Source organism: Pseudoxanthomonas sp. GW2 (assembly GCF_000283075.1).
Taxonomy (GTDB): domain Bacteria; phylum Pseudomonadota; class Gammaproteobacteria; order Xanthomonadales; family Xanthomonadaceae; genus Pseudoxanthomonas.
Map to the genome: position 1 here is coordinate 24,254 of NZ_ALIP01000129.1, position 13,177 is coordinate 37,430.

The 13,177-nt window shown below is 71.7% G+C and carries 11 protein-coding genes; 3 read left to right on the forward strand and 8 right to left on the reverse strand.

All coding sequences use genetic code 11. The features are described from left to right. The first annotated feature begins 87 nt into the window (after nt 1–87). Together B351_RS0111660 and B351_RS0111665 are read left to right on the forward strand one after the other, a co-directional pair. The gene (locus B351_RS0111660; RefSeq protein WP_019399225.1) at nt 88–2,754 is read left to right on the forward strand and encodes a TonB-dependent receptor; all 2,667 of its coding nucleotides are present in this window, start codon (nt 88–90) and stop codon (nt 2,752–2,754) included. A 110-nt stretch (nt 2,755–2,864) separates the two neighbouring features. After that, nucleotides 2,865–5,174, forward strand: coding sequence for a family 20 glycosylhydrolase (locus tag B351_RS0111665; RefSeq protein WP_026010644.1), 2,310 nt, complete (start codon nt 2,865–2,867; stop codon nt 5,172–5,174). A 44-nt stretch (nt 5,175–5,218) separates the two neighbouring features. On the opposite strand, the gene B351_RS0111670 is transcribed toward B351_RS0111665, so the two are convergent. Then, nucleotides 5,219–5,605: a membrane protein gene (locus B351_RS0111670; protein WP_019399227.1), complete on the reverse strand. Its 387-nt coding sequence runs from the start codon at nt 5,603–5,605 to the stop codon at nt 5,219–5,221. Then, nucleotides 5,602–6,792 carry a class I SAM-dependent methyltransferase gene (locus tag B351_RS0111675; RefSeq protein ID WP_019399228.1) on the reverse strand — a complete coding sequence of 397 codons (1,191 nt, stop codon included), beginning with the start codon at nt 6,790–6,792 and terminating at the stop codon, nt 5,602–5,604. The genes B351_RS0111670 and B351_RS0111675 overlap by 4 nt, the downstream gene beginning before the upstream one ends. Before the next feature lie 51 nt (nt 6,793–6,843). Between B351_RS0111675 and B351_RS0111680 the strand changes: the two genes are divergently transcribed. Then, complete coding sequence (locus B351_RS0111680) at nt 6,844–7,581, forward strand: pteridine reductase (protein WP_019399229.1); 738 nt, start codon at nt 6,844–6,846, stop codon at nt 7,579–7,581. Nucleotides 7,582–7,588: 7 nt separating this feature from the next. Here the strand turns inward: B351_RS0111680 and folK are convergent, their stop codons facing one another. From folK to folB, 6 genes are all read right to left on the reverse strand, one after another. Next, nucleotides 7,589–8,098, reverse strand: a complete 510-nt coding sequence (gene folK / locus B351_RS0111685) for a 2-amino-4-hydroxy-6-hydroxymethyldihydropteridine diphosphokinase (RefSeq protein ID WP_019399230.1) — start codon at nt 8,096–8,098, stop codon at nt 7,589–7,591. 14 nt (nt 8,099–8,112) lie between these two features. Further along, on the reverse strand, nt 8,113–8,943 hold the full coding sequence (locus B351_RS0111690; protein WP_019399231.1) for a proteasome-type protease: 831 nt from the start codon (nt 8,941–8,943) through the stop codon (nt 8,113–8,115). A 63-nt stretch (nt 8,944–9,006) separates the two neighbouring features. Further along, nucleotides 9,007–9,936 carry an alpha-E domain-containing protein gene (locus tag B351_RS0111695; protein WP_019399232.1) on the reverse strand — a complete coding sequence of 310 codons (930 nt, stop codon included), beginning with the start codon at nt 9,934–9,936 and terminating at the stop codon, nt 9,007–9,009. After that, nucleotides 9,936–11,381: a circularly permuted type 2 ATP-grasp protein gene (locus tag B351_RS0111700; RefSeq protein WP_019399233.1), complete on the reverse strand. Its 1,446-nt coding sequence runs from the start codon at nt 11,379–11,381 to the stop codon at nt 9,936–9,938. Before B351_RS0111700 ends, B351_RS0111695 begins: the two co-directional genes overlap by 1 nt. 72 nt (nt 11,382–11,453) lie before the next feature. Beyond that, nucleotides 11,454–12,704 (reverse strand): mechanosensitive ion channel domain-containing protein, encoded by a 1,251-nt coding sequence (locus B351_RS0111705; RefSeq protein ID WP_019399234.1) that lies wholly within the window; start codon nt 12,702–12,704, stop codon nt 11,454–11,456. A 57-nt stretch (nt 12,705–12,761) separates the two neighbouring features. After that, nucleotides 12,762–13,127: a dihydroneopterin aldolase gene (folB, locus tag B351_RS0111710; RefSeq protein WP_019399235.1), complete on the reverse strand. Its 366-nt coding sequence runs from the start codon at nt 13,125–13,127 to the stop codon at nt 12,762–12,764. Between the last annotated feature and the right edge of the window lie 50 nt (nt 13,128–13,177).

Genomic DNA, 13,177 nt, shown 5'->3' on the forward strand with positions numbered 1-13,177 from the left:
AGTCGAGCGGTCGTGCCGTTCCGTCGCACCTGATGCAGTCCGTTGCCGGCATGCCGGCACAACCAAACCGATGATGGGAGAGACATCATGAAGTACTGCAAGTCAGCACTGAGCGCGGCGATCCTTGCCAGCCTGGCCGTGGCCGCCGGCGCGCAAGCCCAGGATGCGGGGGAACGGGCCACCGAGCTGGACACGGTCGTGGTCACCGGCATCCGCGGCTCGATGGAACGCTCGCTGGACACCAAGCGCGAGGCCGACGCGCGCCTGGAGGTGGTCACCGCCGAGGACGTGGGCAAGCTGCCGGCGCACAACGTCGCCGACACCCTGCAGCGCCTGCCGGGCGTGAACATCAGCTCATCCTCCGCCGACGAAGGCGGCTTCGACGAGGCCGACCGGGTCAGCCTGCGCGGCACCAGCCCCAGCCTCACCCAGACCCTGATCAACGGCCACAGCGTCGGCTCGGCCGACTGGTTCGTGCTCAGCCAGGGCAACAACGTCGGCCGCAGCGTCAGCTACACCCTGCTGCCCTCGGAACTGGTCAGCTCGGTCGAGGTGCACAAGTCCTCGCAGGCCAAGCTGCCGGACGGCGGCACCACCGGCAGCGTCAACATCGTCACCCGCAAGCCGCTGCAATTCGCCGACGCGATCACCGCCGAGGCCTCGCTGGGCGTGGTCAACTCCGAGCAGGCCGACTCCACCGACCCGCAGCTGTCGGCGCTGTTCAACTACCGCAACGAGCAGGGCACCTTCGGCATCCTGGTCCAGGCCTTCAGCCAGAAGCGCGAGCTGCGCCGCGAGGCGCAGGAGATCCCGGGCGGCTTCTTCCAGATCGGCGAGGACGACCCGGTGGCCGCGACCAACCCCGACCTGGTCGGGGTGTGGGCGCCGGGCCTGCTGGGCTCGACCCTGTTCGAGCAGACGCGCGAGCGCAAGGGCGGACTGGTCGATGTCCAGTTCAAGCCGGCCGACAACCTCACCCTGGGCGTGAGCGCCTTCAGCTCGGACATGGACGCGGACAACTACAACCGCAACTTCATGCTCTGGGGCGGCAACTTCGCCCGCGCGCAGGCGCCGGAGCCGGGCTACGTGGTGCGCGACGGGGTGCTGGCCCAGGCCAGCTACGCCGGCGACCCGGACCGCGACTACGCGGTGTACGACATGATCTACCGCGAGGCCAGCGCCAAGACCCGCTACGCCACCTTCGACGTGGACTGGGACATCAGCCCGGACCTGCGCTCGCGCTTCCAGGCCGGCACCACCAAGGGCGAAGGCACCACCAACCGCCAGTACATCGCCGAGGTCACCCTCGCCCGCGGCGGCGGCGCCAGCTGGAACACCCACGGCGCCAGCGCGCCGGTGGACTGGAGCGTGGGCGGCGACACCAGCCCGGCCGGCGTCACCAGCTTCGGCACCTGGGGCAACCAGCTGGTGAGCGCGATCGACGAGGAGGACTGGTTCAGCGCCGACTTCACCCGCTACTTCGACGTTGGCGCGCTGTCCTCGCTGGACTTCGGCCTGCGCTACGCCGACCACGAGCGCGAGGCACGCTCGCCCGAGGGCGCGACCCCGGGCGACATCTGGAGCGACCTGCAGGACGGCGCCACCGCGCCCTACCCGTCCGGCTTCGCCGACGGCATCGGCGGCAGCTTCCCGCGCAACCTGTGGTACTTCACCCCCGGCGCGCTGCGCGACGCGGTGGTCGGCAACTCCACCTGGCTGTCCGGCGACGACGGCCCCACCGGCCGCCACAACTACGGCGGCGAGTGGAAGGTGGCCGAGGAAAGCCTGGCCGCCTACGTGCAGGCCAACTTCCGCGGCGACAACTGGAGCGGCAACGTCGGCCTGCGCTACGTCGACATCGACCAGGACATCCACTCCTACCAGGCGGTCAGCAATCCGGCCAACGCCGAGGTCTCCAGCCTGTTCGGGCAGTGGATCCGGGTCCGCACCAGCAACTCGCACAGCCGCGTGCTGCCCAGCGCGAACCTGAAGTTCAACCTGGCCCCGGACCTGGTGTTCCGCTTCGCCGCCTCGCAGACCCAGACCCTGCCCGACTACTCGGCGCTGGGCGCCGCGTCCTGGGGCTCGGACCTCAACAAGACCGGCGGCGGCGGCAATCCCAACCTCAAGCCGGTGGTGTCGACCAACTTCGACGCCAACCTGGAGTGGTACTTCATGCCGCGCGGCCTGCTCTCGGTCGGCGCCTATGCCATGGACCTGAAGGACTACGTGGCCTTCGGCACCGAGACCCGGCAGCTGTTCTCGGAGCTGACCAACCAGCTGGAGGACTACCTGGTCTCGGTGCCGGTGAACTCCGACGGCAAGGTGCACGGCGTCGAGCTGGCCTACGAGCAGCCGATCGGCGAGAACTTCGGCGTCAGCGCCAACTACACCTTCGCCGACGGCAGCACCGCCCACACCTGGGCCGACGGCAGCAACAACCTGCTGGGTACCTCCAGGCACACCTACAACGTCGGCGCCTGGTTCGAGAACGAGGCCTTCGGCGCGCGGCTCAGCTACACCCGCCGCTCGGAGTTCCTGATCGGCCTGTCCGGCGCCAACCCGTACTACCAGGACGACTTCGGCACCCTGTCGGCGGCACTGAGCTACAAGCTCAACGACCAGCTCAGCTTCAGCCTGGACGCGCTGAACCTCAACGACCCGGAGATCACCTACTACCAGAGCTCCACCATCCCCACGGCCTTCTACAGCAACGGCCGCCAGTACTACTTCAACGTCCGCCTGAAGTACTGAGCGGGGACGCCGGCGCGGCGCGGTCGACCCGCGTCCGCGCCGGCCGCATCATCGGGCCCGGAGCCTTCCGGGCCCGCTGCATTGCCGAAGGCCATGACCAGGGAGCACGCATGACCCGATCCAACCCGTTGCGGCGGCTGTGCCTGCTGGGCGCCGTCGTGCTGGCAGGCACGCTGGCCGGTACCGCCACCGCCTCCGCCCCGGCGCAACCGCTGCCGCTGATCCCGATGCCGGCCTCGCTCGAGCCGCTGCGCGGGCAGTTCGCGCTGGACGCGGACACGCCGCTGCTGGCCGCCGGCGAGGCCGAGCGCACCGTGGCCGCGCAGTTTTCCGCGCTGCTGGAAAAGAGCCGCGGCATCGCGCCGAAGGTGGTGGCTGGCAGCCGCCGCCCCGGCATCCGCTTCCGCCTGGACCCGGCGCACGGTGGCGGCCGCGAAAGCTACCTGCTGGAAGTCGCGCCCGGCGGCGCCAGCATCACCGCCGGCGACCAGGCCGGCCTGTTCTACGGCGCGGTGACCCTGCTGCAGCTGGCCACCCTGGACGAGTCCGGCCCCATCCGGCTGCCGGCGCTGCGGATCGAGGACGCGCCGCGCTTCCCCTGGCGCGGCTTCATGCTCGATCCGGCCCGGCACTTCTGGAGCGTGGAGCAGGTCAAGCAGGTCATCGACGCGATGGCCCTGCACAAGCTCAATACCCTGCACTGGCACCTGACCGACGACCAGGGCTGGCGGGTGGAAATCAGGCGCCATCCGCGCCTGGTGGAGGCCGGCAGCTGCCGCCTGCCGGCCGGCGACGGCGCCATCGATCCGGCCAGCGGCCAGCCGCGCCCTTACTGCGGCCACTACACCCAGGAGCAGGTGCGCGAGGTCGTGGCCTACGCCGCGCAGCACCACATCACCGTGGTGCCGGAATTCGACGTGCCCGGCCACGCCACCGCGGCGATCGCCGCCTACCCGGAGCTGGGCAGCACCGATGCGCCGCTGCGCCCGACCAGCGAGTGGGGCGTGTTCCCCAACCTGTTCAACACCGAGGAAGCCACCCTGGCCTTCCTCGAGGACGTGATCGCCGAGCTGCTGCCGCTGTTCCCCGGCCGCTACTTCCACATCGGCGGCGACGAGGCGGTCAAGGACCAGTGGCAGGCCTCGGCGCGGGTGCAGACGCGCATGCGCGAGCTGGGACTGGCCGACGAGACCGCGATGCAGGCGCATGTCGTCCATCGCCTCGCCGCCTTCCTGGAGAAGCACGGCAAGCGCGCGATCGGCTGGGACGAGATCCTCGACGGCGAACTGCCGGCCGGCGCGGCGGTGATGTCCTGGCGCGGCACCGAGGGCGGGCTCAAGGCCGCGCGCCTGGGCCACGACGTGGTCATGGCGCCGGTGTCGGCGCTGTACCTGGACTACCTGCAGACCGGTTCCCCGCACGAGCCGCCGGGCCGCCCGGCCACCATCACCCTGCAGCAGGTCTACGGCTTCGAGCCGGTGCCCGAGGGCCTGGAGCCGGAGCGGCAGCACCACATCCTCGGCGTGCAGGCCAACCTGTGGACCGAGCACACGCGCAGCTTCGAGCGCCTGCAGCACCACATGTTCCCGCGCCTGGCGGCGCTGGCCGAGGTGGCCTGGTCGCCGCGCCAGGCGCGCGACCTGGGTTCCTTCCTGCAGCGCCTGCCGGTGCAGCTGCAGCGCTACCGGCGCTGGGGCATCGGCTACGCGTCCACCCCGTTCCAGGTGGACGTGGAACTGCAGGACGAAAGCGACGCCGGCGTGCGCGTGGCCCTGTCCAACCCGCTGGGCTACGAGATCCGCTACAGCAGCGACGGCAGCGCGCCGACCGCGGCCTCGCCGCGCTACCAGGCGCCGCTGCAGCTGCCGCTGCCGGCGCGGCTGCAGGCCGCGGCGTTCTTCGCCGGCAAGCCGCTGGCGCCGGCGCGCGCCTGGCACTGGGACGCGGCCTCGCTGCTGACCCGCAGCGACGAGCAGCTGGACGCCTGCCGCGGGCGCGCGGCGCTGCGCCTGCGCCTGGAGGACGACGGCCCGGCCGAGGGCGAGCGCGCGATCTTCGACACCGACATCTTCTATCCGTGCTGGCAATGGACCGCCGCGCGCCTGGACGGGGTGGTCGCGGTGAAGGTGCGCGCCGGGCGCATCCCCTACTACTTCCAGCTGGCGCACGACGAACCGCACCGCCGCTTCGAGCCGGCGCGTTCGGCGCATGGCGAGCTGGACGTGCATGCCGGCGGCTGCGACGGCCAGCGCGTGGCCAGCGTGCCGCTGCCGGCGGCGCCGGACGCGGACGGTTTCGTCGAACTGGAGGCGCCGCTGGCGCCCGCGCTGTCCGGGCGCCAGGACCTGTGCCTGCGCTTTACCGGCGATACCCGCCCGCAAATGTGGGTGGTCGACCGGGTGACGCTGGAAAGGCGCTGACCGCGCGGCGCGACGCCGGCCCGCGGCTGCGGCCGGCGTCGCGTTCAGCCGCCGCGCCGCAGCAGCAGGTCGCGCCAGCGGGTCAGGCGGGTGCCCAGGCCCAGCAGCACGCCAGCGGTATTGGCCAGGGCATCGGCCGGATCGGCCATGCGCGTCTGCGTCAGCGCCCCCTGGGCGAACTCCAGCGCCACGCCCATCAGGACCAGGCCGATGCCCGCCGCCCACAGCGCGCGCCCGGGACGGAAAACCTGCACCGCCGCGGCCGCCAGCGCGGCATAGGCCAGCAGGTGCTCGACTTTGTCGCCATGCCGCGGCAGTTCCATCGGCGGCGGCGGGGTCAGGCTGGCCACGCAGACCACGGCCACCGCCAGCAGCCACAGGCCCAGCCACAGATGCGGCCGCCGCAGCGGCTTCAGCGCGCCGGTGCTCACAGCCGCCAGGTCATGTCGCCGAGCAGGAAGGCCGCGCCCAAGTCGATGTCGCGGGTGAAAGCCATGGCCTGGAAGCGCTCGCCCATCTGTTCGGGCAGGGTCAGGCGCTTGAGTTCCTGGCGCAGGCGCAGCACGCCGGCCTCGTCGGTACGCGCCTCGGCCTCGGCCAGCAGGCGGTCGATGCCGTTGCCCAGCAGGAAGCTGGCCTGGCTGCAGTAGCCGGCCAGGTCCAGGCCGGCGCCGGTGCCGGCCTCGGCCAGCGCGGTGAAGTCGACCGAGGCGGTGATGTCCTGCAACCCGGGCCAGCGCAGCACGTCATCGTGCATGCGCTGGCGGTAGAACGCGCGCAGGGTGCCGTCGCTGCGCTGCGGCAGGTAGTACTCGCGGCGGGCGTAGCCGTAGTCGAAGAACAGCATGCCGCCGCTGCGCAGGCCGCCGCCGACCGCCTGCAGCCAGTACGGCAGCTGCGGCAGCAGCTCGGAGCGGTAGCCGTCCGGGAATGGATGCTCCAGGTAGTCCTCGATGTGGCGCACCGCCGCTTCCAGCAGGGCGTCGGCCGGGCGGTCCACGCGCACGAAGCCGTCGTTGCCGTCCAGCGCCACGTGCTCCTCGTACACCCGGCGGTCGCGCAGCACGAAGCGCGGCGTCGGCAGGGCGTCGATCACCTCGTTGGCGAACAGCAGGCCGTCCCACTCGTCCTGGAACGGGCGGTCCAGCCACTCCACCAGCTCGAACACGGTGGGCACCAGGGTGCGCCGGAGGTGCTCGCGCTGGCGCTCGCGCAGGTCGGCCGAGGGCTCCAGGATCGCGTAGCGGTCCGGCAGCGCGTCCAGTTCCAGCAGTCGCTTGAGCGCGACCTCGGCGAACACGCCGCTGCCGCCGCCCACTTCCAGCACCCGCGCGTGGCCGCCGAGCTGGCGCAGGCCCTCGGCCAGCACGCCCGCCACGGTGGCCGCGAACAGCCGCCCGGACTCGGGTGCGGTGACGAAGTCGCCGGCCGGGCCGAACTTGGTCGCGCCGGCGCTGTAGTAGCCCAGGCCGGGTGCGTACAGACAAAGCTCCATGAACCGGGACATCGGGATCGCGCCACCGCCGTGGCGGATCTCCTCGCGGATGTGGTCGGCCAGGATCGCGCTGTGGTGGAGGGCGCCGGGCGCGGGTTCCGGCAGGTCGGTGTGGGGGTGCATCGCTGTGGGACGGCGTGGAGAATGGCCAGCATAGCCGAGCGGACATGCCCGATGCCCCATCCCCGCCCCGTCGTCCTGGTCACCGGCGCCGCCCGCCGCATCGGCGCGGCCATCGCCCGGCGCCTGCACCGCGACGGCTTCGACCTCGCCCTGCACTGCCACGGCTCGCACGCCGAACTGCAGGCGCTGGCCGGCACCCTGGAGGCGGCGCGCCCGGGCAGCGTGCTGGTGCTGCAGGCGGACCTGCAGGCGGAGGAAGCGCCGGCGGCACTGGTGCAGGCCTGCATCGCCCGCTACGGCCGCCTGGACGGGCTGGTCAACAACGCCTCCAACTTCTTCCCAACGCCGCTGGACCAGGCCACGCCGGCGCAGTGGGACGCGCTGTTCGCGGTCAACGCGCGCGCGCCCTTCTTCCTCGCCCAGGCCGCCGCCGCGCACCTGCGCGAGCGCGGCGGCGCGGTGGTCAACCTGGCCGACGTGTACGCCGGGACGCCGCTGCGCGGGCATCCGCTGTACTCGGCGGCCAAGGCGGCGCTGGTCTCGCTGACCCGCGGCCTGGCCCAGGCACTGGCGCCGCAGGCGCGGGCCAACGCGGTGGCGCCGGGCGCGATCCTGTGGCCGGAGCAGGCGCAGGACCCGGCGGCGCAAGCCACGATCCTTGGCGATACCGCGCTTGGCCGGGCCGGCACGCCGGAGGACATCGCCGCCGCCGTGGCCTGGCTGCTGTCGGAGGAGGCCGGCTACGTCACCGGCCAGGTGCTGCACGTGGACGGCGGCCGCACCCACTGAAGGCGGGTCACAGCGGCACCACCTCGAACGCCTCGCCGTGCTGCGGGTGGTCGCGCCACAGCTCGGCCCGGGTGCGGCCGCTGAGCGGATCGACGAAGTCCGGGGCGATGTCGGCCGCCGGCTTGAGCACGAAGGCGTGCTTCAGTTCCGGGCGCGGGATCCGCACCTTGCCGCCCTCGCGCAGCACCAGGTCGCCATGGAACACCACGTCCACGTCCAAGGTGCGGTCGGCCAGGCGCGGGCCGCTGCGCACGCGGCCGTGGCGGTCTTCCAGCGCGTGCAGCCAGGCTTCCAGCTCCGGCAGCGCGAGGCCGGTATGCAGCAGGGCGGCGTTGTTGAGGAAGGGCGGGCCGTCGAAGCCGACCGCCGGGGTGCGGTAGGCCGGGGAGACCCGCAGCGTGCCGAAGCGGGCGCGCAATTCCTCCAGCGCCGCGCGCAGGTGGCGCTCCGGCTGCAGGTTGCTGCCGAGGCTGAGCAATACGGGGGTGGCGCCCGCGGGCGCCGGCTGGCTGTGCATGCGGTGCGTGCCTGTTACTGCTGCGCGGACTGGTCGCCGGGATCCTTGCGCGCCGGCACCCGGCGCGGTGGCAACGGTGGCAGCGCGGACGGGTCCTCCGTGGCCTGCGCCTGCGGCTCCCAGGGGAAGCGCGGCAGGGTGCGCACCGCGTTCTCCAGCTTGCGCGACCAGATGTCGTGGATCTCCGCGTACAGCGGGGTGTCGGCCTCCAGCCGCATCTGCTGGCTCACCCGCAGGTCGCCGGCGCGGACCAGCGCCAGGTCCACCGGCAGCCCGACCGAGAGGTTGGAGCGGATGGTCGAGTCCAGCGACAGCAGGGCGCAGCGCGCGGCGTCCTCCAGCGCGGTGCCAGGGCGCACGATGCGGTCCAGGATCGGCTTGCCGTACTTGGATTCGCCGATCTGAAGGTAGGGCGTTTCCGGCGAGGCGGAGATGCAGTTGCCCAGCGGGTACACCAGGTACAGGCCCGGGCGCTCGCCGGCGATCTGTCCGCCCAGGATCAGCGTGGCCTGGGTGTTGATGCCGCCGTGCGGGTTGTCGCTGCCGGCCTGCACCTGGCTGGCGACCAGCACCTCGCCGACGTACTCGGCCACCTCGAACAGGTGGCGGAAGTTGCGCAGGCTGCGCGGCGCGGACGGATCCTCCGCGTCGCGGCGCAGGCGCGACACCGCCAGCTGGGTGGTGGCCAGGTTGCCCGCGCTCATGACCACGAACACGCGCTCGCCGGGATACTCGAACACGTGCAGCTTGCGGTGCACGCGCACGTCGTCGAGCGAGGCGTTGGTGCGGGTGTCGGCCGCGAACACCAGGCCCTCGTCCACTTCGATGCCGACGCAATAGGTCATGGGTATCTGCAGGTTGCGGTTCGGTGGATTCTACACCCGGCCCCGGTGGCGGCCGGCGCGCGCTCAGCCGGCGAAATAGCCCTCGGCGATGGCCTCGTGCAGGCGCCCAAGCAGCACCTGCGCCTCGTCCATGAAGCCGGCCGGGTCGCCTGCGGCCAGCAGCGCCGGGTCGGCCTGGCGCACCAGCCCGGTGACCCGGTTGAGGGCGCGGTCCACCGGCGGCCGCGGCGGCAGCGCCGGCAGGATCCGGTGCAGCCGCCCCAGGCAGAACTGCACGCTGCGCGGGAACTCGTTGTCATGCAGCAGGAAGCGCAGGGCGTGGGCGGCGGTGACCCGCTGGCGCAGGTGGCGTCGGTACATCTGGTACGCCGCCAGCGCGCGCAGCACCGCCATCCACTGCATGTTGCGCCAGGCCTCCAGGTCGTCCTCGTGGCGCGGCCGCACCAGGCCGGAGGCGCCGGCGTCGATGATCCGGGTGGTCATGTCCGCCTGCTCGATCGCCGTGCCCAGGCGCAGGAAGTGGAAGCCCATGTCGCGGCTGACGTTGGCCTGCAGCAGGCCGGAGACCTTGAGGCAGCCGTCGGTGATGCGGCCGATGAAGTCCATGCGGTAGCGGCGGGTGAGCACCCGCGGGCCGTCGGCGTCCAGGTACAGGTGCAGGTCGTTGACCGCCTCCCACACCTCCTGCGGCAGCGCGTCGCGGATGCTGCGCAGGATCTCGCGCGCCTGCGCCACCGAACTGCGCAGCGAGGACGGGTTGCGCGCGTCCAGCAGCAGGAAGTCCAGCACATCGGCCTCGTCCGGCTCCGGATGCACGCCCAGGAACAGCTCCTCGGCGCCGACCGTGGCGATCATCGGCCGCCAGGTGAAGCGCACCGAGCGCGGCAGGTCCAGCTGCAGCAGGCTGCCCACGCCCACCAGCCGCGCGGTGTTCTCGGCGCGGCGCAGGTAGCGGCTGAACCAGTACAGCTGGCTGGCGACGCGCGAGAGCATCAGGCGGTCTCCTCCAGGTCCACCACCCAGGTGTCCTTGGCGCCGCCGCCCTGGGAGGAATTGACCACCAGCGAGCCCTCGGCCATCGCCACCCGGGTGAGGCCACCGGTGGTCACGTAGGTATCGCCGCGGGAGAGGATGAACGGCCGCAGGTCGATGTGCCGCGGCACCGGCCCGCCGGGACCGATGATCGGCGCGGTGGACAGCGACAGCGTGGGCTGGGCCATGTAGTTGCGCGGGTCGGCCTCGATCAGGGCGCGGAACTTCTCGCGTTCCCTGCTGCTGGCGCGCGGGCCGATCAGCATGCCGTAGCCGCCGGACTCGTTGGCCGGCTTCACCACCAGTTCGCCAAGGTGCTCGAGCACGTAGCGGCGGTCGTCGGCGTCGTGGCACAGGTAGCTGGGCACGTTGGGCAGGATCGGCTCCTCGCCCAGGTAGTAGCGGATCATCCTCGGCACGTAGGCGAACACGACCTTGTCGTCGGCCACGCCGGCGCCGGGCGCGTTGGCCAGCGCGACCTTGCCGGCGCGCCAGCTGCGGATCAGCCCCGGCACGCCCAGCAGCGAGTCCGGGTGGAACACCTCCGGGTCCAGGAACAGGTCGTCGACCCGGCGGTAGACCACGTCCACCCGCTGCGGGCCGTCGACCGTGCGCATGTAGGTGCAGTCGTCGTCGGCCACGAACAGGTCGCTGCCCTCGACCAGCTCGATGCCCATGGCCTGGGCCAGGTAGGCGTGCTCGAAGTAGGCGCTGTTGAACACCCCCGGGGTCAGCAGCACGATCACCGGGGTGTCGCCCGGGCGCGGCGACAGGGCGGCCAGGGTGTCGTACAGCTGCGCGGTGTAGTCGTCCACCGGCAGGATCGCGCTGGTCTCGAACAGCTCCGGGAACACGCGCTTGGCGACCATGCGGTTCTCGAGCATGTACGACACCCCGGAGGGGATGCGCAGGTTGTCCTCCAGCGCGTACAGGGTGCCGTCGGCGTCGCGCACCAGGTCCGAGCCGCAGACGTGCGCCCACACGTCCAGCGGCGGGCGCACGCCCACGCACTGCGGGCGGAAGTTGACCGAGCGCTCCAGCAGCGCGGCCGGGAACACCTTGTCGCGGACGATGCGCTGTTCGCCGTAGATGTCGGCGATGAACAGGTTGAGCGCGCGCATGCGCTGGACCAGCCCCGCCTCGGTGCGCTGCCACTCGCGGCGGTCGATGATGCGCGGGATCAGGTCGAACGGCAGGGTGCGGTCGACGTTGCGGCCGTCGCTGTAGACGGTGAAGGTGATGCCCATGACCCGGGCGGCGACGTCGGCCGCCAGCTGGCGCTCGGCCAGCTCCTGGTCGGAGAGCCCGGACAGGTATTCCACCAGCGGGCGCGCGGCCGGGCGTGGCCGGCCGTCCGGCCCGATCAGCTCGTCATACGAAGGCGTCCGGTACTTCGTCCAGTCCATCGCACCCGCCCGGCCTCCCGGCGGCCCCGCGCCGGTTGTTGCACCGCAACATGCAACGCCGGCGGGCGGCCGTCAAGAGGCCGGGGCGAGCGGGCCCTGCCCGCCCCGTTCGGCCAGCAGGGCGCGGAAATCGGCGCCCCCGGGCTGCTGGAACACGCGCAGGCCGAACTCCGGCAGGATCGCCAGCAGGTGGTCGAAGATGTCCGACTGGATGCCCTCGTACACCGCCCAGCGGGTGTCGTTGGTGAAGCAGTAGATCTCCAGCGGGATGCCGTCGGCACCCGGCTGCAGCTGGCGCACCAGCAGGGTCATGTCCTGGTGCACGCCGGGATGGCGGCGCAGGTAGCGCTCCACGTAGGCGCGGAAGGTGCCGAGGTTGGTGATGCGGCGGGCGTTGACCGGCAGCTGGCCGTCCTCGCCCAGGCCGGCATTCCACTCGGCCAGCTCGCGCTCCTTCTGCGCCAGGTACTCGCGCAGCAGCACGAAGCGGCCCAGGCGCTGGCGCTCGTCCACCTCGAGGAAGCGCACGCTGGACTGGTCCAGGTACAGCGAACGCTTGATCCGGCGCCCGCCCGCCTCCTGCATGCCGCGCCAGTTCTTGAACGACTCGCTGATCAGCTTCTTGGTCGGGATGGTGGTGACGGTCTTGTCCCAGTTCTGCACCGTGACCGTGTGCAGGGCGATGTCGATCACGTCGCCGTCGGCGTTCTGGCTGGGCATCTCGATCCAGTCGCCGATGCGCACGCGGCCGTCGCCGCTGATCTGCACGCTGGCCACCAGCGACAGCAGGGTGTCCTGGAACACCAGCATCAGCACCGCGGTGGCCGCGCCCAGGCCGGTCAGCAGGTGCAGCAGCTTCACCCCGGCCAGGGTGGCGACGATCGACAGGCCGGCCAGGGCGAAGACCACGATCTTGGCCACCTGCAGGTAGCCCTTGATCGGCTTGTTGCGCGCGTCGGGACGGCGCTCGTACAGCTCGTTGGCCGCGTCCAGCGCATGCGACACCGCCAGCGCCAGGGTCAGCACCACCCAGGCCTGGCAGGCGCCGTGGACGAAGGCGACCAGCGCCGGCGGCAGGTCGGGGATCCAGCCGATGCCGGAGGAGATCACCATCGCCGGCACCACGTTGGCCAGGCGCGGGATCACCCGCATGTCGGCGATCCCGGCCTTGCCGGTCTGGCTGGCGAGCATCGCCAGCAACCGGCGCAGGCCGCGCAGCAGGATGCGCTTGGTGACGAAGTTCGCGATGGCCGCGGCGCCCAGCAGCAGCGCCAGCAGCAGGGCCGGCCAGGCCCAGGGCCAAGGCGCCAGCAGGTCCCTCACCCCATGCAGCCCGATCAGGCTGGTCCAGTCACCCGCAGTCGATACACCCCACACCACTTACGACTCCTTCGCCGGCGCACTGCGCTCGATCACCACGCCCACCGCCTGCGCACCGCGCACCGCACCGGGCTTGCTCAGCTTCAACCGCACCCACTGCACGCCGAACTCGCGGATGACCAGTTCGACGCAACGTTCGGCCAGGGTCTCGACCAGGCCGAAGCCGGACTGGCCCACGTACTCGATCAGGCGCTTGCTCACCGCCTTGTAGTCGAGGGTGTCGGCGATGTCGTCGCTGGCCGCGGGCACGCGGTTGTCGAAGGCCATCTCCAGGTCGAAGCGCAGGGTCTGGCGGATGCGCCGCTCCCAGTCGTAGATGCCGATCAGCGCCTCGATCTCGAGGCCTTCGATGAAGACTTTGTCCATGAGGCGGTGATTCGTGATTCGTGATTCGTGATTCGTGATTCGTGATTCGT